The sequence below is a fragment of the Bacillus sp. 95MFCvi2.1 genome, from assembly GCF_000374965.1.
In the GTDB taxonomy this organism is placed as follows: Bacteria; Bacillota; Bacilli; order Bacillales; family Bacillaceae_G; genus Bacillus_A; species Bacillus_A pseudomycoides.
Window position 1 is genome coordinate 56,119 of sequence record NZ_KB895697.1, and the last position, 23,250, is coordinate 79,368.

Sequence of the window (23,250 nt, forward strand, 5' to 3'; positions counted from 1 at the left end):
ATAAGGCATCTCCTCTTTGAATTTTTTCTCATTTACTATTATATAAAAAATCTCATATAAAAATCGAAGCATATTAAATCGATTTCTTGACATTTTTCACAATATAATATGTATGAAAAAATGCTTCTCACCAGTGGTAAGAAGCATGAAAGAGGCAAACGAATATGTAAGTCGCGACCCTACTTTATATTCTTATGCTTTATGATATGTACTTATGCTTTGTTTACTTGAGATAATAGCTCTTTATCATCATCTAAAATTCCATATTTCTTTTTAAACCTTGTAATAATTCTAATCCACGATGAGCTAAACAAAACAAGAAAAATTACATTTGAGAGTGCATGAGCTAGATCAAAGTAAAAACTTGCAGCGTAGTATGCAATAAAGTCTTTCCATGTTAATCCTTCTAAAAAGCCAAGTATCCCCCACAAGTTCATAATCCAGCCAAAAACAAAGCCGGCTATGAACCCATAGATGACTCTCCCCCATAACTTTCTCATTATAAATGTATTTCGAAGTAAACCAGCTATAAAGCCTATCATTCCCCAAGAAAACATTTGCCACGGTGTCCAAGGCCCCTGTCCTAAAAATATATTAGATACAAGTGCTGCCGTTGCCCCAATCATAAAGCCTGTTTCACTTCCAAAAACAATTGCAGATACAATAATAACAAAAGATGTTGGTTGTACACTCGGCATAATGGAAAACGGTACACGACTAACTGCTGCTATTGCTGCTAAAACAGCTACAATGACTATTTCACGTGAAACAAATGCTTTCCTCTCAAATCGTATATAAAAAGGTAACATGATAATGGATAATAAAAATAAACTACACCAAATATAATATTTATCTGTTACAAAAGAAGTAAAGAGAAGCGTACTTATTACAATAATGAAACTAAGCATTATGAGAGCAAAATATCGCTTGGACACGATTTGTACACATCCTCCCACGTTAATGCATAAGGTAATTGCTTGCGAATAAAACGATTAATAGATGTTGTATAAAAGAAATTATCACTAAAGAATTTCTTTGGTGTATCATCCATAATTACGTTCCCATCAAATAACATCATACAATGATCAACATATTTAGCTGCAAATTCAATGTCATGTGTTGCCATCACAATTGTTGTTCCTTCTTTTTGTAACTCTTGAAACAGCACACCTAATTTTTCTTTTTTTTCTGGATCAAGCCCTTTTGTAGGTTCGTCTAGTAATAATAAATTTGGCTTCGATAATAAAGCCGTACATAGTGCGATTAACTGTTGTTCTCCCCCACTACAATCATGTGGATGACGATCTCGAATAGAATGAAGCCAAAATCTTTTCAACATATCTTCTGCGATTTCTTTCCCTATATCACCATATAATTCATTTGCTCTTTCAAAAACTTCATCCCACACCGTCTCATATGTAAAATGATAATATGGATGTTGCGATACAAAACCTATTCTTTTAAATCGTTCCTTTGAATCAATTTTATGAATCTCCGTTCCGTTCCACCGTACTTTTCCTCTTCTAGTTTTGTTTAATCCTGCCAAGATGGTTAAAAGTGTTGATTTTCCAGTACCATTTTTCCCAACAAGCGCAGTCCACTTCCCTTGTTCAATTGATAAGGTTAAGTCCCGTAAAATAAAAGGGCTATTTTTTTCATATTGAAAGGATATATGTTTTACTTGTAAAATCACTTCTTTTTTTTCTGTTTGCGATATAACTGGCACTTCATGTTCGATAGGTAACTCGGAATGAATTTGTGTTTGTGCTCCCTTTACCGTAAAGGGTATTTGCTCTACATTCCATTCTAAAAACAATCTTGGAATTTGAGGAATAAACGGTCGGAATTCTTCTACTGTCCACATTTTAGATATAACCTGTTGCGGAATTCCATCATAAATAATTTCCCCAGCATTCATAAACACAACTCGAGTTGCTAGTGGCATTACTTCGTCTAAACGATGTTCACTCATGATAATTGTAATCCCGAGTTCTTCGTTAATTCGTTTCAATAACCCTAAAAAATCTTTTGCTGCAATTGGATCAAGCTGTGCTGTCGGTTCATCAAACAGTAACAATTTAGGTTGCAAAACAAGAACTGCCGCTAAATTAACAAGTTGTTTTTGTCCTCCCGATAACGTGTGAACAGACTGGTGTAACAAATCTTGAAAACCTAAAAAACTAATTAATTCAGCGATTCTCTTTTGAATTATACTTGTCTCTAAACCAACATTTTCAAGAGAAAATGCCAATTCTTGAATTACCGTATCCATAACAAGTTGATTTTCTGGATTTTGAAACACCATTCCCACTTCTTGTGCTGACAATAAGTCTGGCATCTCCAGTAAAGAAGTTCCATTATAATACATACTACCTGTGCGCCTTCCAATTGGGAGTAACTCTTTCTTAAAATGTTTCAAAAGTGTTGTCTTACCACATCCTGAACCACCAGCGAGCACAATAAATTCACCTTGAGAAACCGCTAAGGAAACGCCTGTTAATGCTTGTACTTTTTCATCAGCATACGTAAATGCTAAATTTTTTATTTCTGCATGCGCCACCATAACCATTCCCTCCCTTCCATTATGATTGGTAAACTAATAAACAGTATAAATAACACGAATAATAGTCCATCATATTGCTGAAATACAAGTAATTCCACCCTTGGATAGATTAATAGTTTACCAGCACCACAATAATTAAACACAAAACAGCTTAGTAATAAAATCACTAAACAGGCAAGTATATACCAATCTTGCCTTTCCATTCGATATCGAATGTACGTACTACGCTTCGTCACTCCAAATCCACGCGCTTGCATAGAATCTGCCGTTTGTAATGCATCTTCTAGAGAACAAACAAGCAACACCTGCAAGAGTTTCATTCCATTTTTGATTCTCCCTATGAATGAGCCTGAATCTAATTGAACACCTTTTGTTTTTTGAACAAGTGTAATTTGTCTTAAACGCCGGATGAATAAAGGAACAAAACGCACTGTTATCATTGTCAATAGCGCCACTTTCGGTGAAATCCGTGAAAATAAATACAAAAATTTATGACTTGAAATCATGTCATTGTAGGAAGTAAATGTGAACATAATAGCAAGTAATAATAATCCCATTATTAACCCATACATGCACGCTTCTAATGTAATTCGATTATCCCCTAAACGAAACAATGTCGTCGCTCCCCTATGCGTTAGCAAAGGATTTAACACAATCACCATTACAAAGAAAACAAATGTGCTTGGTAACATTGTTCTTATTTTCTCGCCATTTCCTTGCATGATGTTTAACAGTACAATCATAATAATCGCACCCATTAAAAAAAGAGGGTGAAGACACATCGTACATAGTATCATCACCCCAATATAATAGAAAAAATTCACAAAAGGATGTAAAGAAGAAAAAATGATTTTCATAACCTTTACCTAAAGCCCTTTCCTAATTTAACACATATACCCATTCGATTTTATCTCCTGGTTTTACTTTATATGCACCTGCACTTCGGTTTGGAAAAGTACCATTGACACGGTATTTCCATCCACTTTTCGGTCCTTTGTCAAATTCATATAAGTCATTGATTCCTTTTATATATTTACTATTTCCAGATCCAGTTGAATCAATCTCCAATCCCGTATTCTTTAGTACATCAAAAACTGTAGTTCCTTCTTGCATATCTACTTTTTTCGCACCTAATAAATACCCCTGATCTCCATGTACCGAAATGGTAACTTGCTTTTCCTCTGGTTTTGGTGGTGGTACCGGATCTGGTTTTCCCTCTCCTTCTGATGGTACAGGACTTGGTATAACCGTTCCAGAAACAGAATCTCCTCCTTGAGTTGTTTCTTTAGCCTTGGGATCTTTCTGCTGTTCCTGCTTCGGTGTTTCTTTCGGCTGATTTACTACTTTAGCCTCTTCTTTTGCTTCTGGCGCTTTCGCTGGCTCAGGTTGTTCTTGCTGCGCTTTTGTTTGTCCTTGTTGTTTTTGCTGAGCAACTGGTTCTTGCTCTTTTTTCTCTTCGTTCTTTATTTCAGGTTGTTCTTGCGATTTTTGTTCCTGATTGTCCTTTTGTAGCTCTTCTTGTTGCTTTTTCTCTACTGATTCTTGCTGTTCTTCCGGTTTACTTTCTTCCTTTTTCTCTTCTTGTTTCAGTTTCTCTTTTTGTTCCGTTTTTGAAATTGCTTTTTGTTCAGATTTCGATTCATTTTGGCTACATCCAACAAGCAATCCAAATGAAAGGACAACTGAGAATAACCATTTCATCATATTCATGTTTTTCTCACCTTTCCTAATAAAATTAGGAGCAAATCATTGCTCCTAATTTTTGTTAAGCTGCTTTTCGTCTCCATAAAACATATGCTGAAGCGATACATAATACGCCCATTCCTACTGGCATAGCAGTATCCCAAGCAGATGCTCCTGTTTTTGGTAACTGACGATTTTTCGCAGTTTTTTCATTATTTACTGTGTTATCTTTCGTAACAACACGAGAGTTCTCATCGTTTGTTTGTTTCTCTTGTTTTTGAATGACTTCTTGCTTTTCAATCACATTGCTCTCATCCACTACAGGTTCCTTCGGCTCATCAACTAAGTTTATATCATCTTCAGTTGATGAATTTGTCCAATCATATATAGAACCTTTACCATTTACAAATGCCTTATATTGAACAAGTGCTAAAAGTGCTTGTTCAGTAGCCATACTACTACCCTCTTCGTCGCTTGGCAACCATTTAAATTCACCATTTGCAAGTTGGTATGATATTAAATTTTGAACTGCGTTTACATTATTTTTAGTAAATGCTTCACTAGTTGGATCAATCCCTGTAATAGTAAGTCCAATAATCGCTTGTGCAACACTATTAGAATTTTCTTGGCCATCAGCTTCGAATCCGCCAGTGTTCAATTGTTTATTTGATAAATATTTTACTGCTTTTTTTACAGCTTGCTTTACCTCTGGTTGTTTCTGATATGGCGCTAATGCCGATAAAACCATACCCGTTACATCAATATTACTAGCTTCTTTCTTACTACTTTCAACATTGTATGTCCAACCACCGTCTGTATGCTGTCCATTTAAAATCTCTTTTACTAAAGCCGCACGATTCCACTTTGCTCCAGCCGGTACTTCATATTTTTTTGTATCAAGTGCAAGTAAAGCAAATGTATAACCAGTAACAGAATTTAGTTTTTCAGATTGATATAGTTTTTGAACTAAATTCTTTCCTGCAACATTTGTTGGATTTCCATTTACCGCTGATACCGCTAAAACAGTCCTTGCTATATCTGTAGCGCTAAATCGTTCCACACGTTTTTCCACTTTTTGTGTTAAAGATTGTAAATAACTAATCTTTGTTTCTACTGGAATATTATTTCCTGAACGAGCAAGTGCAATTGCTACCCAATCACTATCGATTCCATCTTCCATCATTTTTTTTGATGTTTTAGCAATCGCTTGATCTAATTGCTTCATTAGTAATTCATTTTTGATTGGCTCTTTCAACTCATTAGGCTTTTGTTCTTGTGGCTTCTGAGCTTCAGGTTTTTGTCCATCCGGCTTTTGTTCTTCTGGTTTTTGTCCATCTGGCTTTTGTTCTTCTGGTTTTTTCTCCTCAGGCTTTTGTCCATCCGGCTTTTGTTCTTCTGGTTTTTGTCCATCTGGTTTTTGTTCTTCTGGTTTTGCTGTACCTGAATCTTTTTTACAAGTTCCATTCTTATCGAGTACTTGTTGCAACTTTTCTATGCTCATATTGTCCCAATTTACAACAAAACGAAATGCAACAACATCTCCAGATTCTAATTTATAACTATCTGCCCCTACCATGGCAGCTTGATCATTTACATCATATGCCCATCCGCTTGTAGCACTTATATCACCAGCCATTAAACCGTCAATACCTTTAACATACATACCATACTTCGTATTCTCAGCTGTTACTTTAGTCCCCATAACTTTTTGTAACAAACTATAGGCTGTTTCTCCATCTTCAATTGACACTTCTTTCGGACATAAAATAACTCCTTTTTGCGATTCCCCAATGATCGCAAGTGTTGCTGTTTTCCCTTCAGCAAACGTAATATGTACAGTATTTGTAAATGAAACAAATACTAATGCCACTGCCATTATCAACGTAAGCAGCCATTTTTTTATCATTGCCATCCTTGGTTATTCCTCCCTTTGCTTACATATACATAAAAAAAGGCCCTTCAAGGGCGTGCAATAGCACTCTACCGTGAGTGCTAAACCAAAATGCACAACACCTCCTCCTATCCGCATAGGTAGCGGTTGTATTTGTATAGGAAAGATCATGTAGCTGATGAATGTATCATTGTGATAACATTCACTTTTAGCGGCGAACCCATTTTTATTTCCACCAATTTCCTTTTAAAGTTATCGTATAAACGACATACCTATACATTCATCAAATTATAAATTTCTGTATTATTTTACTATTGACACGAGATTTTGTCTATGTTTTCTCTGATTTATTTTCTAAGAATAATAGCCGGTTACATTAAATTATAAAGCTTCTATTATATAGATACTACAGGTTACTATGAATCGGTTGTTCACATACTATAATACCATCTTCATCAGCATACACATACTGATTAGGAATCCACTCAATTTCTCCAAATTGCAAAGGAATTTCTGTTTCTCCTTTTCCTTCTTTTCTACTTCTCTTCGGCATTGTACCTAATGCTAAAATACCAATATTTATGTTTCGCAGTTCCTTAGAATCACGAACACATCCATATACAATAATCCCTGCTATATTTCGTTCCTTTGCAATGTTTGCCAAGTTATCTCCAAGTAACGCACAGTTCGTAGAAGAACCTCCATCAACTACTAACACAGTCCCCTCTGGTAAAGTTTGCAGTGCTTCCTTTACTAATACATTATCATCTTTCACTTTAACCGTTGCAATTCTCCCATGAAATTGTTCTTTCTTTCCATATGATTGAAAAATAGGCTTACATACTTGTACGTCTCCTTCAAAAACATCACAAAGATCTGTCGTTCTCCACATCTTTCTCCCTCTCTTCTTTTTCAATATATGTTACATATTCTTGTCGTTTTATTTTTCACCTGTCTTATATTGCAAAATTTTGTATACTATAGCTTCTTTCCCATCTGCATAATATTTCAAATTCCGTACATACTGTATAAAGGCTGGTGAATAGCTTTGATACAATTTTGTAGTACCTACAATCTTTTCTCCCTTTCCCTGGGGCTGAGCAGTTAGCTTTTGCTAGCTGCTCTTTTGTTTTTATAATGAAGCTTTTGTTAAAAAGCTAGTTAACCTCTTTTTACTTTTTAATCATCAACACTGAAATTAGATAACTATTATGTAGTCATGAGTGAATATGACAACCTTTCCTTTTGACCACTCCCACGGCTAAAGCACGTGGGCTTTCCCGCTCACAAATTCTGTAAAAGGATAAGGGTGTGACAATATTGAATAGAAAAAATGATCCAATTGTTATTCATATAATAAAAGGCTCAACTATAAAAAAGTTTTTAATCTTAGATTTAATTACTGGAACAGGCATTTATTATGTAGTCAAATTTATTTCTTCAAGTGTATTAATTGCACTTATTGGCAGCATTATGGGAACTGAAGGTATTAAAAAGATACCGAAATTCCAAAATAATACGAATTAAATTTCAGTACCTAGCCCCACTATCTTCACTCCATTAAGAAGAGCAAGCCTTCTCAATAAAGTGAAACTTTAATCAGTGGGGGTTTTCTTCATCCCCCACTGATTATTAGTTGAACCAATCGGGCTTTTACGGACAGTTGATCCCCCACCTATCTTCCTCGTTTCTCACTGAATCTTGAGGTGGGGGTCTTACTGCCCGTTAATGCGGGATAAAATAATAAAAAGAGCCAAATGGCTCTTTTTATTACATTCCAGTACATGGATCTATTATATCTCCAACTCAATCATCGGAATTAATAATATACTACTCAACTACAATATCGTGTAGTTCAAAGCGAATTATTTTTTTAAATTCATCTAGTCCTAGTTCAACTTGATACCCTATCTTCCCGGCACTAAAGATTATTGTATCCAACTCCATAGCACTATTATCAATGACCGTAGGGAAATATTTTTTCATTCCAATCGGTGAACAGCCACCATGAATATAGCCGGTGAGCGAGAGTAAATCTTTAGATTTCAGCATGCTTATTGATTTTTCACGAACGCTAGAAGCTGCTTTTTTCAAATCTAATTCTTTATTTACAGGTACAACAAAAACATAGTGCTGCCCTGATTTCCCCATGGTGACTAGTGTTTTAAATACTTGATTAGGAGATTGTCCTAATACCAAAGCAACATCTATTCCACTAATCGCATCAGTATCCACATAGCTATAATGTTTATAATTGATTTTTTTCTTATCTAATAACCGCATTACATTCGTTTTGTATTCCATTGTGCTAAAATCCTCCTGCAACAAATTTATATGTACTATTTAATATATGAATTGAGATAAAGACATTGGAAATATAATTTCAAATACATAAATATTGTAGCTTACTTTGCTATTTTTTAACAAGTAATGACAAGCATATTCTATGACTCAAACTGTTTATATACAGTAGGATTAATTCATCCATTAATCTTGTTTTTATTTTCAAAAAACATTGATATTTCAAAAATCATTTGTTATACTTTTGAAAAAACTTAAGGAGAGATTGAATATGTTTAATTCTAATACTTCTTTCCAACTTCATCATCATACATAATGCCGTGTATCCGAAGAATTTTTTCTTCGTGGGTACAGGGCTTTTCCTGTTACCCACGAAGCATTCATAAAGCTATGTGGGTATTTTTATACCTGCATAGCTTTTTTTAATTTAAAAAAGGAGTGATTCAAATGGATGTAAGAAATGTAAAAGGAACAAAAGATTATTTACCCGCGGAACAGTTGTTACGAAATAAAATTAAACGTGCTTGTGAAGAGACTTTTGAACGATATGGTTGTAAACCGCTTGAAACACCTACATTAAATATGTATGAACTTATGGCTTATAAATATGGAGGCGGTGCTGAAATTTTAAAAGAAATGTACACACTACGTGATCAAGGAAATCGTGAAATCGCTCTTCGGTATGATTTAACGATTCCATTTGCAAAAGTAGTAGCAATGAATCCGGATATCAGGCTGCCTTTTAAACGCTATGAAATTGGAAAGGTCTTTCGTGATGGACCAATAAAACAAGGAAGGTTTCGTGAATTTATTCAATGCGACGTTGATATAGTCGGCGTAGAATCTGTTATTGCTGAAGCTGAATTAATGGCCATGGCATTTGATCTTTTCAAAACTTTAAACTTAGATGTTACAATTCAATATAATAATCGGAAGTTATTAACAGGTATTCTTAAATCAGTTGAAATTCAAGATGAACAAACAAACGATGTTATTTTATCATTAGATAAACTTGAAAAAATCGGAATTGACGGTGTACGGAAGGATTTACAAAGCCGCGGAATAGTACATGACACTATAGAGGTTGTTTGTCATACAGTTGAATCTTGTATGACATTAGAACTTAATGAGTTTAAACAAATTTTCTCAAATTCACTTGTTACGGAAGGAATCAATGAACTACAGCAATTACAACAATACCTTCTTGCACTTGGTATCCAAGACAATACTGTTTTCAATCCATTCTTAGCAAGAGGACTTACAATGTATACAGGCACAGTTTATGAAATTTTTTTAACAGATGGAAGCATTACTTCAAGTATTGGTAGTGGCGGACGTTATGATAATATAATTGGAGCCTTTCGTAACGACAATACATCCTATCCAACAGTAGGGATTTCCTTTGGCTTGGATGTTATTTATACAGCTCTTACGCAAAAAGAAACGGAATCTACTTGTGCTGATATTTTCATTATTCCTATTAACACCGAAGTGGAATGTTTACGAATTACACAACTTTTGCGTTCTAAAAGTACCTTCAAAGTTGAGCTGGAACTTGCTGGACGTAAATTAAAACGGTCCCTTAATTACGCAAATAAAGAGAATATCCCTTACGTGCTTATTATCGGTGATACTGAAATCTCTACAGAAACCATTGTTTTACGTAATATGAAGGAAGGTACCGAAATGAAGCTCCCCCTATCTTGCATTGAAGATGGAACTTTAAAGGACTATTTTAAAAAAAGTAGCCTACTAAAAGGTTAAGCCGTTCTCTTTTGAAGTATCCGCAGTAGATAAAAAAACAGAGCAATTCGCACATGAATTCGCTCTGCTTTTTTATTGTTATATCAATGTTTTTTGTGTTATTAGAGGGTTTAATCACATGTATAAATGCCATACTGTTTAGCAGCTGCCAAAAAAATTGTTATTCACCTCAGAGCATTCTTTATTTATTAGGATTTGTTATTACGCTCCACATTTATGACAACATTTCCCTTCTTGTGTCCCTGCTCGACATATCTATGAGCTTCCACAATCTCTTCAAACGAATAGTACCTGTCAATAACCGCTTTTATCCTCCCCGTCTCAACAAGTTCTTTAAGGAAGTCTAATGCTTCGGAAGTTTCAGGTGCATTTTGACCTAATATTAGTTTCTTACTACTTGTTAATTTAGTCCATAGCATTCGAACACTTGGCAACGGTTCAACGACATTTATATAGGTACCGTCCTTCTTTAACAATTTGATACAATCTGAAAATGAGCTCTTGTTTACCGCTTCAAAGATAACATCATAAGTCTCGTCTGTAGTAGAAAAATCTTTTGCAGTGTAATCAATTACCTGGTCGGCTCCCAGAGATTTTAACAATTCTACATTTGTGTTACTGCACACCCCTGTAACTTTTGCTCCGAAATACTTAGAAATCTGTACCGCATAACTTCCTACACTTCCAGAAGCTCCATAGACAAGAACACTTTGACCGCTCTGAACGTTAGCTTTTCTAAGAAAAAACAAGGCTGTACGTGCCCCAATTGGAATGGCAGCGGCTTCCTCATAGGTTATATTAGAAGGTTTAATAGATACTGCTCCATCTTCAGGCAAACAAATATACTCGGCATAAGAACCAAAACCCACTTGGGTAGCCGCAAAAACCTGGTCTCCTTCCTTAAACCGCTTGACATCTTTCCCTACTGACTCAACTTCTCCAGCTAACTCCATTCCTAGTATTTTTCTTTTAGGTTGGCTAAAACCAAGTGTGATTCGAGCTGGTAACCAAACAGAAGGAGGAACCGTAAAACTCCGTGATCGAATATCTCCTGCTGTTACGGTTGTTGCTTTTATTTTGACCAGTATTTCATTTTGCTTAGGAACAGGTTTCTCTACCTCTTTCAGTTGAAGAACGTCGGGGGGACCGTAATTTGTGTACACAATTACTTTCATTAATCTTCCTCCATTTTGTTCTATTTATTAATATCATACGGATAATATGAATAAATAGAACAATGGTTCACTCTTCAATAATTGTTCTAAACTATCCTGTCCTATTAATTAAAAAATGTATTTAAATCATACTTATTTTTATATATATTTTCCAATTCGGGTACCTCAAAAGAGGACGGCTTACTAAAAGGTTGACCACTTTTCTCTAAATAATCTTTTAGCTACAATTTTAAATAAAGTTTACATAATAACTTTATGGTATTCTTATTTTATCAATCAAAATAGCAAGTTCGTTCTTCACTTGTTAAAAATTGAAACCATCTCTGCCTAAACTTCATTTGCGCTGCATCTGCGTATACATGTGCCTCCATTTTTAAAGCTTCCGGAATTGGTCTTGAGTGCTGACTTTCTACTACCACTTGATCTTCTTGAAGAACTTTCAAACTATACCGGCTAAAATATGTAGGAACGGAATTTTTTTCGCAAAATTTCTACCTGCTAATCCAAAAATTATTGTTTCTTCTTCATCATATGTACGTTTTATAGTATGAAAATTCGAGCTTTAATAGACACAAATAAAAGAAGAAACCTATATTGTTTCTCCTTTTCTATAAAATATTCTATTTTATAACCAAATTATATTATGAGAGTTTGTTTAATAGTTGATTCAAATCTTGCTTTGTTTTCGTCGTTAATGATTTTATTCGTTTCACATCTATTTTTTCTTTTTCAGCTGCAACAATTAAAGGATACATGCTTTGTCCAATTGTTTTATAATCAGTTGGATGAGTCGCTTCTAACTCTTTTTCGATTACATCCCATTTTTCATTTATTTGCTTCCCTAGTTTGTTCACTGTATCTAACTTAGGGTTTGCAGCTAATTGTTTATCCAAACTGTCAATAAGTTGCGCAACTGCTTTCACATTCGTTTTCACAGCCACGCCTTTATTTGTATCTTTCGTTTCAGTTTTTCCATTAGTAGCTTGGTCTGTTGTTTTTGTACTTGTTTCTTTTTCTTTCGTTTTCTCATTTGTTGTTTTCGCACTACTCTCAGTTCCAGATGATTCTTTGGAATTCTTTTGATCTTTCTCTGTTTTTTCGTTAGTAGATGTGTTTGTTTCTTTCTCATCGTTTTTCATTGTAGATGTTTCATCAGCATTCGTTGTTTTCGCTTCTTCCTGCGCGTTCGTTTGTTCCTTTTTCACTTGATCTTTTTCTGTGGAGGTATTACAAGCTGTAATGGAGAGCATTGTACCAATTGCTAGTGATGCAATTGTTATTTTTTTCATTTTCATAAAAAGCCTCCTATATTTACATTTTTATCCTCCTCTTTACGATTCTATTTATCCATAAAAATTCCTTTTTGTTCTAACCATCATCTTTCCGACAGAAATCTTCATATTTATACGACACTTAACTATGAATCTAATTTTAAAATCCGCGTTTTTTCTACTCTATATAACATGCTTTATACGATACTTTCTTCAATAAAAATCGGAGGATGTATTGACCTATAAAGAACCATGAAAAATAACCCATATATTTATAATTACATTTTTCACTATCAGAAGTCCCCATTTTCTGACAATACAATTATTTTACACAGAAAATAAATTCATAAAATATTTCTCACTTCGTATTATTTCTCAACATTTTTGTTTACATAATATAATTATAAATTATCAATAAAATCCACCATTCGAATGAATGATCTGTCCTGTTATCCATTTTGCTTCTTCACTTACTAAAAACGTTATTAAACGTGCTACATCCACCGACTCTCCTATTCTTCCAGCAGGAAATCTGGTTACTAAATATGCCTTCATTTCTTCTGTCATCCACCCTGTATTGGTTGGTCCTGGATCAACAGCATTTACAGTAATCCCCTTCTTCATTGCAACTGGTGCTACTGAAGTAGTAAAAGCTTCAATCGCTCCTTTCGTTGCTATATAAGCAAGTTCATTCGGCATTGGTCCAAGCGATTGTCCAGAGGTAAGATTGACAATACTTCCACTCGTTTCAAACGTGTAATTTTTAATAAATAATGTACTTAATAGCATCGTAGCGCGCACATTGACCGTATAATGTTTATCTAACTGTTCTACATCTAACCCTTCAACATTTGTATCTGTAGAATACGCAGCATTGTTAATCAGAATAGACGGTTCTCCTAATCGTTCTGATACCATATATAATAAGCGGTTAGGTGCATAGGACTGAGCTAAATTTACCTCAGCCATTTCACAGCGAACACCAAAATTTTCAATCTCTCTTTTCAATAAAAATGGTTCCTGATCATTCATACTCCACGGCGTTGCCTTATCATACCGAGGCCAGTACGTGAAAAAAATATCAATGCCATTTTGAGCAAGCGACTTGCAAATCGCTGCTCCAATTCCATTTAAACGTGTCGCTCCTGTAACAATTGCTATTTTCGTCACTTGTTTCTCCCCCTATTTTACAAAATAAAATATACCTTCTAGTAAATTAGAATTATGCGTAATATTCCTTACAAATAAATCCCCTGCATGAATACAGAGGATTTATCATTTTTTATTTAATATTTGCTAGAATGCGCTCTGCTCCTAATTGTAAACTGCGTGTTACGATTACATTTATAATAGTAAATACGATTAATAGAATGCTAAACATGCCCCACATACCGATTCCAAAGAAGTAGTATAATCCAACAACCACGCCTACGATTACTAGATCCATCGCAATATTTGCAAGGAAATTCCACAGAGTTGTATATCTGCTTTTAAACAACTTCTGCTCTGAATCCCAATGTATATCCGCCGTTTGAGCGTCCCAACGTGTACCGATTAAATTCGTTAACCAAAGGCCATTTGCACTTAGTAAAAACCATAACAACATAAAGAGTGGTGAAACACCGGCAACAATTGTCATGATAAGACCAAACACAGCTAAAATTGTTATATTTATAAGCCATGCTGTAAAGACTTTTGCAAAAAATATATCTGCTGCCTTTACTGGTAAATAACGATTAACAAACCACGAGCTTCCATCCCTAGAAAAAGACGTTGTAGCAATGACATTACTTCCCATTAAGAATAGTCCTGCACAAAAACCTATGCCAAGAGCTAGACCAGACCATTCTGGCTCTTTTATAAATTTTGTTAACCACTTTAAGTTTCCCTCTTGTACGAAAAGAATAAAGAATAGCATAATTGGCATCACGAAAGTTTGCACAATACAATTTATAAAAAATTGTGGTGTTCGGAATAAAATTTTGAACTCTTTTTTTACATAAGCCTTTATATGTGAACTTTGTACAGTCGATTTTTTTAAGTTCTCTGCTGAGATAGCCTCTTTTTTTGCAGTACTCGTCGAAAGTCCGATAACTCCTTTTAAATATGTACGCTGTGCAACATAGAAGAACAACCCAAAAAACGCTAAGGAAATCGCTGCAAAAATCACAACGTATATAATTCCTTTCCAAGAGGCATTTTCTATTAATCCCATTGCACCAAAGTATGTTGTTGGAAAATAATTTGTCATTTGAACGAACAGAGACGATTGGTTATCAGCAAAGTAATTTGCAACCATATCCCCTGATACTGCACTTTTGTTTCTCCACTGAATAAATACATTAATACCTACGACGAATAATAAAGTTAATATTCCGATAAATATATTACTGCGATCTTTATTCTTGGCTATATTTGTATAACGCATAATAACTGTCATTAAGAGTGATGCGAGTACTAATGGAATAACAGGGAAAAATATATAAATTAATAGTGCATATAAATAGTATGTAATAAATGCACCACTTTGCAAACCGTAAACAATAAAGAGTGGAAATAAAATAAAAGATCCCATTACATATTGTGTAATTAATACCGTAATGAATTTCGCCGTAATAATTTGTGATGGTTGTAGTGGTAAAGGTAATAGGGTTTCAACATCATTATTATAATAAAATACAGTTAAAATGTTCGTAATACTAGTTACAAATACCCATATGCTCGCAACAGCTAATCCCATTCCGATTATCGATGTTTCCTGACCAATTGATTTCATTCCAACATACATTCCATATGTAAGTGGACCAATAAATATAAAGCCCGCAAATAGTAATGCTAAAAATGAAAATGCATACGCCCACCGTTTCTTTTTATCCGTTATGATATCTGCATAATTTAATTTCAATAATACTTTTGTTAATGTCCAAATTTTATTCATTTCCTGTCATCTCCAAGAACATTTTTTCAAGTGATTCATTGGATTTAAAATGATCTCGCATTTCATTTAAATTTCCTTGGAACTGCAAATTCCCCTTATTAATAATCGCTACACGATCACATAACTTCTCGGCTACTTCTAGTACGTGTGTAGAGAAGAATACCGTTTTTCCTTTATCTGCATGCTCCCTCATCATCTGTTTTAAAATAAATGCTGATTTTGGATCAAGCCCTGTCATTGGCTCATCTAAAATCCATACATCTGGATCATGCAGAAGAACACCGATAATAATAATTTTCTGTCTCATTCCGTGTGAATAACTTTGAATTTGGTCAGACAATGCATTGTAAAGATCAAATCTCTCTGCTAAAAATTGAATTTTTTCCTGTCTAATTGCATTGGGCACCTCATACATATCAGCCATGAAATTCAAATATTCTACCCCTTTTAATCGCAGAAACATATCTGGACTATCCGGAACATAACCAAATGTTTTCTTTGCCTCCATAGGCTCTTTCATCACATCTTTTCCGTTGATCGAAATTGTTCCTTTATCTATTGCATGAATACCTGTTACCATCTTAATTGTTGTTGATTTCCCAGCACCATTCGGCCCTAAAAATCCAAAAATTTCTCCACTAGGTACTGTTAAACTTAAATCTTTCACAGCATAAGAAGAACCATTATAACTTTTTGACACATTCACAATTTCAATCATTTTATCCAATCCTTTCCTCATTTACCAATAAACTATATCTCTATTATAGCATACTTGTATTTTTAGATTTTTGCATTTTCTCAGATTGAATAATCTTTCACAAAATCTTTTTATAACTTATTTATGCATTCAGAAAAAGGAATTCACTATTATTCCTATAGTAAGTATATATATTCATTTTGATTTTCCGACATGTACATCACAGCCGCGAAAATAAAAAGGAATCCCCACTCGTTTTCTCCATTTGGTTTCACGTGGCATAGGGCTAAAAAAGGCATTGACCGCTTCTATCCAAAGACGGATACTCTCTCCCACCTAAAAGGAAAGTTTTATATCGGTATTTCAATCTATATATAGTTCCTTAGCCATTAAAATATATATATATACCTAGACCAACAATTAAAACAACTGCTAACAAAAGGTAAATCATTGTAAGCCTTGTAATATTCCCTTTCGTTGATTTACTATAATTTTCATCTCCATTTTTCCCGACTACTATTGTTCCAACAACGATTACTGCCACAATCAATAAAACAATTAACATCCACTTAATCATGTGTTCCATTTCCCCCTTCCTCTTGCAACCATTTTACAATATTTTTACTGTTTATAACTTTTAAATATTATCATTTTTCTGAACTTTAATTATATATATTATTCACTTTTCATTTACCTATTTGTTTTACTTATTCTTACGTTTGGATTCTCTATTTATTTATACAACAAACCAATTGATGAAATGGAAGATGCGCCATGGCATTCACAACAAAAATAAAAGAATACCACACCCATTCACATATGACCCAAAATGATTTAGCAAAGCTTATTGGTGTTCGACGCGAAACCATTAGTCATTTGGAAAAGAGAAAATATAACCCTTCTTTACAATTGGCTTATGATATTGCAAAAGCATCCAACGCTTCTATTGAGGAAATATTCATTTTTGATGAAGTATAGTAAATCCCCCTCTCTACTATGACGTAGAAAGCGGGATTTTTGTAAAATTTGCACCTATTGTTGAGAATAGCCCAGTGTAGCTAAAAGAATTCATTAAAAAACCCTTAGTTCCCCGTCTTTCCTACAATCCTTATAATATCGGTTAAATCACGAATTTCATATGTTGGTTTAATGCCCATATTATTTTCCTTGCGATACGGGTTGAACCAGCACGTATCAATCCCGTAATTTATTCCTCCTTGAATATCGGAAGTTAACGAGTCACCGATAATTAATACGCTCTCTTTATCTGTAATCTGCAGCTTTGAAAATGCATAATCAAAAATCCCTCGCGCTGGTTTTTGAAATCCAACCTCTTCCGAAATGATAATATGCTCAAAAGTATCACAGAGAGGCGACCCCTTGATTCTAGATTTCTGCACATCTGTGAACCCATTCGTGATAATAGCTAGCCGACAATCAGCAAGCGTATTACACAAGTCTACAGCTCCTGATACCATATGTATTTCTGTCCCTAAATAGCCAAGATATATACTGTTGAATATGTCAGCATTTATTTCAAGCTTATGAGCTAGAAATAATCTCCTAAATCTCTCCACTCCCAATTCAGATAAGGTTAGAATCCCCTGCTCTAAATCCCTCCATAATACTTTGTTAATCTCTTTATAACTGTCTTCATAATCTACCAATCCCGTAGGTAATCCGAAATCTACAAACGTTTTATTTAATGCCTTTTTTTCAGACATACTAAAATCAAATAATGTATCATCCACATCGAATAAGATAACTTTATATTTCATAGGTACCTCCATTACTCACTACTGCTCTAGTTTGAATATATATTTCAATTTCTGTTCATAATCAGAACGTCTATAAACCTACCTATATTTTTTCTCTATCTTCTACTACATGTTGTGTAGCTGATCCTGGATTTCCCCTTCGAAATTCAGTTCTTTTAATACAGATTTGTTCATTTATTCTGTCTCATTCTTCATTTAATAAAACTATATTATATACATAATACAGGATTTCCCATCAAAACAATTTACATGTTACTTCTCTTCTAGTAACAATGTTTTCATATTTTCTAGTTGTTCTTTTGTAAAGCCCAGTCCTTTTTCAGCATAGATTTCAATACTGCCAAATTTATGGGTAATTTCATCAATTGCTGCCTGTAAATACTCTGCACGAGCTTCAAACATAGCCCCTAATATCTCTTTACTTTCCTCATTTTGTAACTTTGCACCTAAAAAGGCCATCATTTTTTGATTTAACTTTTCACGGAATCCGTTACTTAATAAATAATCTTGCATCACCGTTTCTTCCGGGACACCAAGAAGAAGTAATAATAAAGCAGAACCGAACCCTGTTCGATCTTTACCAGCTGTACAATGATTAACTAGCGGTAAATTTCCCGGATCTTGAGCTAGCTGTAGAAAGCGTACAAATGCTTCATTACCCTCTACAAAGCCTTTGTTCATTTTCACCAAATATTCACCTGGTTTTCCAAGCATCGATAAATCTCCGACTTGGAAAAACTCATTAATATTTAGATCTTTTGCTATATCTTGCATGACTGGTAAACAAACTTGACGAACACCAGTGATACTTGGGTTTGGTTTATGCTTTACTTCAAAATCTGTTCGGTAATCACATACTAGTTTTAAACCAGACTGTTGTAAATAAGCAATATCCCATTCTGTTAATCCTGCTAATTCCTCTGAACGATATAAATTGCCCCACTTTACTTTGCGGCCATCACTTGTCTCATAACCACCTAAATCACGGAAATTAAATGCTCCTTGTAGTGATAACCTACGTTCAGCTACAGTAACTACTTGTCCATTATTTGCTACTAATCGAAAATAAGGACGTGCTTTAGGGCTTGGATCTTCTATCGTACAAGAAGATGCTTTTGATACCCTTAATAAAAATTGTCCATTTTCCTCAATCTTTTCTGATGAAGTACTCCAATAAATAGCAACTTCCTCTACTTCATCTTCCCATAATATATGTAACTTATTATCTAGATTTCGTTCTACACTTGCCTGTAACCAGCTTTTATGTTGTTTCATCATTTCACCAATACTTTCTCTATATAATCCGTTAAATCAAGCAATACTCTATTTTATTGTATTACAAATATACTAGTTCTGTCGTGACTATATTTATGACACTCCCTTGTCTTTCTTAGAAATTAAGAAAAGATTTCTTGTACTTTTAAGAATGTTGTAGTTGGAATACCACGAAATACATAGGCAATCTGCTCGTCACCTAAATCTTGATATACAACTGTGCCACGCTAAGGATGTGTATAAAATTCTAGTCCATTTATCATTTGCATTGAACTGTAATTTTTAATCCATGAAGATGCTGGATAGTAATTACGCTTCACATGGCGACACGCCCAAAGTGCATATAGTTGTTCTTTTACATCCCAGTACACATATTGCATTTCATTATTTCCTAAACCAATAGATTCGATTCGCCAAGAATTTGAGACTGTAATTGGTAAAGCGTTATATTGTATTTCATTTGGTGAAAACCACTTACTACATCTGCTTATTTCACCACCATTTGGTACTCTTGCTTGAAAACTTAATTGATGAAACGGTTTATTGATTTGTTTTTTTGCCTTCTCTAAATCTAATGGTTGCAAACCTTCCAAGAACTTTTCCATTTCTTGTTGTTGCACAAACCCTTCATCGATCGAAATTTCAATCTGCGTTTTCCATTTAGATATGGCATAACTAACTTTACCTTTATAATTCAGCCCCCTCCAATATACAAGACCATTATACTGAAAGCATTCACCTTGTGCTTGATACATACAACTATCAGGAAATGTTGGCTCCATAATATCTAGAAAAAACTCTTTTACTCGAAATACTCCTGTTCGTGTAAAAACTTGAAACCAAAGTGTTTCCCATTTCTCTCCTTCTTGACGTTCCGATACATTTTCAATATGCCAACCATCAAACAATACAACTGGATATAGTGCAATCATATGTTTAAGCTTTTGTTTTAACATAATAAGCTCCCTCCTTGTTGACTACTTCGGGAGAGGTTATTATTTATCCTTGCATGAGCAGGATTGTCCTCGAATATATAGAATACTAGGAAACAATTCATTACTAAAGCACAGAGGAGGAGGAGCTTTGGATATCATTGCATTGCAACAACAATTGGAGCTCATCCAGCAAAATGACTATACACAGATGCAGAACATCGATCTTAACGAGTTAAGTTCCCATATGATTCAAAACATTGGCACGACTGATAGCTATGTACGTGATCAATTAATATATAAATGTTTTTCACACTTTATTCAAAATGAATTCCTACCCCATGATCAATTGGAGACTTTATTAACAACCTGTCTAAGTAATAATTACTTATATCGAGAAATTGCCTCTCCAAATACGGATGGAGTTTTCACTCGTTCTTATACCACTTTATTAATAGGTTTAATTATACAGTTCGATAATTCTCATTCATTTTTATTACAAGAAACAGTACAAAAAGTAAAAGAAAAGCTTATTACATATATGAATCTTGAAATAGATTACCGTGGATATGTACAAGATAAAGGCTGGGCTCATAGCATTGCCCATGCATCTGATGTTTTTAACGAACTCGTACACAATCCACATATTACCTGTTCCTGCTATGAAGAGATTGCTCATTGCATATTAAATAAAATTTTCATTTACTCTACCGTATATCATAATAACGAAGATGAAAGAATTGTAACCACCCTCCTATCTATGCTTTATTATGATTTCTCAAGAGATCAACTTTTTTCGATTATTTATAAAAAAATAAAACGTTTACCACAGCTCAAAAAAAGACTCTCTTGTCATGAATACTGTAAATTATGTGCAAATTTAAAAACTTTTTTACGAACCTTATTTTTCAGAACAAAAATAGACCCAAACCTTTCTTCTGTAGCAAATCGAGCAGAAAAAATGTTACAAGAATTACATAAGTATTGCTAATTCTAAAGGAGAAAAGAAAATGAGATATATCAAAGACATGCGGAAGCTCGTAGGTAATCACCCGCTTATACTAATTGGTTCACACGTTATTATTGTAAATGAGATATCACTTCAACTCCGCACTGATTTTAATATGTGGGGCATTATTGGTGGTGCTCTTGAATATGGAGAAACATTAGAAGAAGCTGCAAAATGAGAAGTATAGGTTTGCAGAAAAGGATTCTACAACTTTGGAGGAATTATCATGGTAAAATATATTTCGAAAAACCAGATTTCAAAAAATCCCCTTGCCTACATTATGCTTATGAATCTGGAAAAACTAGTGGTACAACACCTGCAGTCTTAAATGCAGCTAATGAAATTGCAAATGCACTATATTTTAAAAATGAAATTTCATTTTTTGATATTGAAAAAACAATTTATTCTACACTTGAGGCACATCACAGCATCACGAATCCCTCTTTAGAAACAGTATTAGAAGCGGATCGTTGGGCACGCGAATATGCAAATCAATTATTAGTTAAAAAATGAAAAAGAGCTAAAACAGACACATTCTCTGTTTTAGCTCTTTTCTTTACGTGTTTAATTTAATAAATCGATACCCATGTGTAACAAGCACTTTTAATATCGCATATCCCGGAATCGCTAAGATGACTCCCATAATTCCAAATAGATTACCCGCTGTTAAAATAATAAAAATAATCGTAATTGGGTGAATATCTAATTTTTTCCCCATGACTTGCGGTGAAATAAACTTTCCTTCTGCCAATTGTACAATCATCATCACAATAATGACTTTTAGAATCATTGCTGGTGAATCAATAAAGGCAATGATTAAAGCAGGTAGAATGGCAATAATCGGTCCTACATATGGTACAACGTTTACAATCATCGCTAAAACTGCAAGTAACACGGCGTATTTAATCCCAATAATTAAATAACCAATTAATAACATAATACCAATAAATAGGCTAACAATAATTTGCCCTCTAATATATGAGCTAATGGCGTAATGCATATCATCTAATATAAGCTTAGCTGAAGATCGTCTTTGTTCCGGAATAAATCTCAAAAAGTATCTTGGTAATTGTTCACCGTCTTTTAAGAGATAGAACAATATAAAAGGAACCATTACAAATGTAAGAACTACTTCTGTAAGTGTACTTAAGAACCCAGTTACATTCCCTGTCACTGATGATAGGGAATTTGTAAAATTTATTGTAGAATCTTTTACAATACTACCTACATCAATATTTAAGCTATCTTGAATCTTTCCAATTATATTACTTTCTCCAAATCTACGTGCTGCCCTTTCAACTTCATGACCGAAATATGGCAAGTTATCTATTAATGCATTTACTTGATCTTTAATAATCGGAATAACTGTTACAACAAGAAAAACAAACAACCCGATTACAAGTATGTATATAGAAGCAATGGAAATGATTCTAGAAACACCTTTTCTTTCTAAAAGCGAAACAAATGGATGTAAAATATAAAATAGTACACCAGCTAACAACACTGGAAAAAAGATTGTTTTTAAAAAGACAATGAACGGTGTAAATACAAACGAAATTTTTGTTAGTAATAATATATTCACAAATAGTAAGGCAAATCCAAGTAGCACCGCTAAATAATTTTGCTCTTTAAAAAACTTTTTCAGTTTATCTCTCTTTCGTAAATTTATTTTCTCCAAATATACCACCTCTCTAAGTATGAAAAGCCCTTAAAAAGGGCTTTATGAGACAATCAGTAATATATTTCTATTTACATGTAGCTTTTACTACAAATGATACAATTAAAGCCGATACAATTGCACCTAATAAACCAACAATAATATTACCAAACATGCCATGAAGAAATCCCTTCCCTTATCTGCTATAATGCCTATAATAGCCCCAACGAAAAATGTGATAATCCATCCCATTTTTCGTTCTCTTTTTCTATTAGGATGTTAATTTATAATTAAATACAAAAGTTATAAACCACCT

20 protein-coding genes and 5 pseudogenes are annotated in these 23,250 nt (G+C 34.0%); 7 read left to right on the top strand and 18 right to left on the bottom strand.

Going from position 1 to position 23,250, the window contains the following annotated elements; all coding sequences use genetic code 11:
• Positions 1-212: 212 nt before the first annotated feature.
• The 6 genes from C568_RS0112980 to rraA form a co-directional block, all read right to left on the bottom strand.
• On the bottom strand, positions 213-935 hold the full coding sequence (locus tag C568_RS0112980) for an ECF transporter S component (protein ID WP_018766309.1): 723 nt from the start codon (positions 933-935) through the stop codon (positions 213-215).
• Entirely contained in the window at positions 908-2,569 is a 1,662-nt protein-coding gene (locus C568_RS0112985; RefSeq protein ID WP_179864033.1) for an ABC transporter ATP-binding protein, read from the bottom strand. Before C568_RS0112985 ends, C568_RS0112980 begins: the two co-directional genes overlap by 28 nt.
• The gene (locus C568_RS0112990) at positions 2,542-3,420 is read right to left on the bottom strand and encodes an energy-coupling factor transporter transmembrane component T (protein ID WP_018781757.1); all 879 of its coding nucleotides are present in this window, start codon (positions 3,418-3,420) and stop codon (positions 2,542-2,544) included. Before C568_RS0112990 ends, C568_RS0112985 begins: the two co-directional genes overlap by 28 nt.
• 22 nt (positions 3,421-3,442) lie before the next feature.
• A complete protein-coding gene (locus C568_RS0112995; RefSeq protein WP_018766306.1) occupies positions 3,443-4,273 on the bottom strand; it encodes a DUF4430 domain-containing protein in 831 nt (276 codons plus the stop codon).
• 55 nt (positions 4,274-4,328) lie between these two features.
• Positions 4,329-6,158 carry a DUF4430 domain-containing protein gene (locus C568_RS0113000; protein WP_018781758.1) on the bottom strand — a complete coding sequence of 610 codons (1,830 nt, stop codon included), beginning with the start codon at positions 6,156-6,158 and terminating at the stop codon, positions 4,329-4,331.
• 385 nt (positions 6,159-6,543) lie between these two features.
• Entirely contained in the window at positions 6,544-7,029 is a 486-nt protein-coding gene (gene rraA, locus C568_RS0113005; protein ID WP_018781759.1) for a ribonuclease E activity regulator RraA, read from the bottom strand.
• Between the two features lie 425 nt (positions 7,030-7,454).
• Here rraA and C568_RS0113010 point away from each other — a divergent pair, with 425 nt between their 5' ends.
• Entirely contained in the window at positions 7,455-7,664 is a 210-nt protein-coding gene (locus tag C568_RS0113010) for a hypothetical protein (protein ID WP_033794507.1), read from the top strand.
• A 303-nt stretch (positions 7,665-7,967) separates the two neighbouring features.
• Here C568_RS0113010 and ybaK read toward each other — a convergent pair whose 3' ends face one another.
• Entirely contained in the window at positions 7,968-8,441 is a 474-nt protein-coding gene (gene ybaK, locus C568_RS0113015) for a Cys-tRNA(Pro) deacylase (RefSeq protein WP_018766302.1), read from the bottom strand.
• A gap of 444 nt (positions 8,442-8,885) precedes the next feature.
• Between ybaK and C568_RS0113020 the strand changes: the two genes are divergently transcribed.
• Positions 8,886-10,202 (top strand): histidine--tRNA ligase, encoded by a 1,317-nt coding sequence (locus C568_RS0113020; protein ID WP_018781760.1) that lies wholly within the window; start codon positions 8,886-8,888, stop codon positions 10,200-10,202.
• 188 nt (positions 10,203-10,390) lie between these two features.
• On the opposite strand, the gene C568_RS0113025 is transcribed toward C568_RS0113020, so the two are convergent.
• The 7 genes and pseudogenes from C568_RS0113025 to C568_RS0113055 form a co-directional block, all read right to left on the bottom strand.
• On the bottom strand, positions 10,391-11,377 hold the full coding sequence (locus C568_RS0113025; protein ID WP_018781761.1) for an NAD(P)-dependent alcohol dehydrogenase: 987 nt from the start codon (positions 11,375-11,377) through the stop codon (positions 10,391-10,393).
• Between the two features lie 272 nt (positions 11,378-11,649).
• Positions 11,650-11,906 (bottom strand): annotated as a pseudogene (locus C568_RS34730) (aromatic ring-hydroxylating oxygenase subunit alpha); the annotation flags it as partial.
• 112 nt (positions 11,907-12,018) lie between these two features.
• The gene (locus C568_RS0113035; RefSeq protein WP_006095300.1) at positions 12,019-12,672 is read right to left on the bottom strand and encodes a hypothetical protein; all 654 of its coding nucleotides are present in this window, start codon (positions 12,670-12,672) and stop codon (positions 12,019-12,021) included.
• A 387-nt stretch (positions 12,673-13,059) separates the two neighbouring features.
• Positions 13,060-13,818, bottom strand: coding sequence for an SDR family oxidoreductase (locus C568_RS0113040; RefSeq protein WP_018781763.1), 759 nt, complete (start codon positions 13,816-13,818; stop codon positions 13,060-13,062).
• 112 nt (positions 13,819-13,930) lie between these two features.
• Complete coding sequence (locus tag C568_RS0113045) at positions 13,931-15,586, bottom strand: putative ABC transporter permease subunit (protein ID WP_018781764.1); 1,656 nt, start codon at positions 15,584-15,586, stop codon at positions 13,931-13,933.
• Positions 15,579-16,304, bottom strand: coding sequence for an ABC transporter ATP-binding protein (locus C568_RS0113050; protein WP_029427255.1), 726 nt, complete (start codon positions 16,302-16,304; stop codon positions 15,579-15,581). The genes C568_RS0113045 and C568_RS0113050 overlap by 8 nt, the downstream gene beginning before the upstream one ends.
• Positions 16,305-16,665: 361 nt before the next feature.
• Positions 16,666-16,860, bottom strand: coding sequence for a hypothetical protein (locus C568_RS0113055; RefSeq protein WP_026008613.1), 195 nt, complete (start codon positions 16,858-16,860; stop codon positions 16,666-16,668).
• 117 nt (positions 16,861-16,977) lie between these two features.
• Here C568_RS0113055 and C568_RS36430 point away from each other — a divergent pair.
• Positions 16,978-17,079, top strand: a pseudogene (locus C568_RS36430) (DUF3796 domain-containing protein); the annotation flags it as partial.
• A complete protein-coding gene (locus C568_RS0113060; RefSeq protein WP_018781767.1) occupies positions 17,058-17,261 on the top strand; it encodes a helix-turn-helix transcriptional regulator in 204 nt (67 codons plus the stop codon). The pseudogene C568_RS36430 and the gene C568_RS0113060, both read left to right, overlap by 22 nt.
• A 104-nt stretch (positions 17,262-17,365) precedes the next feature.
• On the opposite strand, the gene C568_RS0113065 is transcribed toward C568_RS0113060, so the two are convergent.
• The 3 genes and pseudogenes from C568_RS0113065 to C568_RS31910 form a co-directional block, all read right to left on the bottom strand.
• A complete protein-coding gene (locus tag C568_RS0113065) occupies positions 17,366-18,061 on the bottom strand; it encodes a YjjG family noncanonical pyrimidine nucleotidase (RefSeq protein WP_018781768.1) in 696 nt (231 codons plus the stop codon).
• Positions 18,062-18,313: 252 nt separating this feature from the next.
• The gene (locus C568_RS0113070; protein ID WP_029427257.1) at positions 18,314-19,336 is read right to left on the bottom strand and encodes a tyrosine-protein phosphatase; all 1,023 of its coding nucleotides are present in this window, start codon (positions 19,334-19,336) and stop codon (positions 18,314-18,316) included.
• 122 nt (positions 19,337-19,458) lie between these two features.
• Positions 19,459-20,292 (bottom strand): annotated as a pseudogene (locus C568_RS31910) (hypothetical protein).
• Positions 20,293-20,419: 127 nt separating this feature from the next.
• Here C568_RS31910 and C568_RS0113080 point away from each other — a divergent pair.
• The 3 genes and pseudogenes from C568_RS0113080 to C568_RS30775 all read left to right on the top strand — a co-directional run.
• On the top strand, positions 20,420-21,259 hold the full coding sequence (locus tag C568_RS0113080) for a DUF2785 domain-containing protein (RefSeq protein WP_018766290.1): 840 nt from the start codon (positions 20,420-20,422) through the stop codon (positions 21,257-21,259).
• A gap of 19 nt (positions 21,260-21,278) precedes the next feature.
• A pseudogene (locus C568_RS30770) lies at positions 21,279-21,523 on the top strand (NUDIX domain-containing protein); the annotation flags it as partial.
• Positions 21,506-21,790, top strand: a pseudogene (locus C568_RS30775) (1-deoxy-D-xylulose 5-phosphate reductoisomerase); the annotation flags it as partial. The pseudogenes C568_RS30770 and C568_RS30775, both read left to right, overlap by 18 nt.
• Positions 21,791-21,833: 43 nt before the next feature.
• Here C568_RS30775 and C568_RS0113090 read toward each other — a convergent pair.
• Entirely contained in the window at positions 21,834-22,955 is a 1,122-nt protein-coding gene (locus C568_RS0113090) for an AI-2E family transporter (RefSeq protein ID WP_018766287.1), read from the bottom strand.
• Between the last annotated feature and the right edge of the window lie 295 nt (positions 22,956-23,250).

What these genes read in the sequence shown, in the direction of transcription:
- C568_RS0112985 (WP_179864033.1), bottom strand. Translation starts at nt 2,569, where the DNA reads ATGGTTATGGTGGCGCATGCAGAAATAAAAAATTTAGCATTTACGTAT.
- C568_RS0112990 (WP_018781757.1), bottom strand. Translation starts at nt 3,420, where the DNA reads ATGAAAATCATTTTTTCTTCTTTACATCCTTTTGTGAATTTTTTCTAT.
- C568_RS0112995 (WP_018766306.1), bottom strand. Translation starts at nt 4,273, where the DNA reads ATGAATATGATGAAATGGTTATTCTCAGTTGTCCTTTCATTTGGATTG.
- C568_RS0113000 (WP_018781758.1), bottom strand. Translation starts at nt 6,158, where the DNA reads ATGGCAATGATAAAAAAATGGCTGCTTACGTTGATAATGGCAGTGGCA.
- rraA (WP_018781759.1), bottom strand. Translation starts at nt 7,029, where the DNA reads ATGTGGAGAACGACAGATCTTTGTGATGTTTTTGAAGGAGACGTACAA.
- ybaK (WP_018766302.1), bottom strand. Translation starts at nt 8,441, where the DNA reads ATGGAATACAAAACGAATGTAATGCGGTTATTAGATAAGAAAAAAATC.
- C568_RS0113020 (WP_018781760.1), top strand. Translation starts at nt 8,886, where the DNA reads ATGGATGTAAGAAATGTAAAAGGAACAAAAGATTATTTACCCGCGGAA.
- C568_RS0113025 (WP_018781761.1), bottom strand. Translation starts at nt 11,377, where the DNA reads ATGAAAGTAATTGTGTACACAAATTACGGTCCCCCCGACGTTCTTCAA.
- C568_RS0113035 (WP_006095300.1), bottom strand. Translation starts at nt 12,672, where the DNA reads ATGAAAATGAAAAAAATAACAATTGCATCACTAGCAATTGGTACAATG.
- C568_RS0113045 (WP_018781764.1), bottom strand. Translation starts at nt 15,586, where the DNA reads ATGAATAAAATTTGGACATTAACAAAAGTATTATTGAAATTAAATTAT.
- C568_RS0113050 (WP_029427255.1), bottom strand. Translation starts at nt 16,304, where the DNA reads ATGATTGAAATTGTGAATGTGTCAAAAAGTTATAATGGTTCTTCTTAT.
- C568_RS0113055 (WP_026008613.1), bottom strand. Translation starts at nt 16,860, where the DNA reads ATGATTAAGTGGATGTTAATTGTTTTATTGATTGTGGCAGTAATCGTT.
- C568_RS0113060 (WP_018781767.1), top strand. Translation starts at nt 17,058, where the DNA reads ATGGCATTCACAACAAAAATAAAAGAATACCACACCCATTCACATATG.
- C568_RS0113065 (WP_018781768.1), bottom strand. Translation starts at nt 18,061, where the DNA reads ATGAAATATAAAGTTATCTTATTCGATGTGGATGATACATTATTTGAT.
- C568_RS0113070 (WP_029427257.1), bottom strand. Translation starts at nt 19,336, where the DNA reads ATGAAACAACATAAAAGCTGGTTACAGGCAAGTGTAGAACGAAATCTA.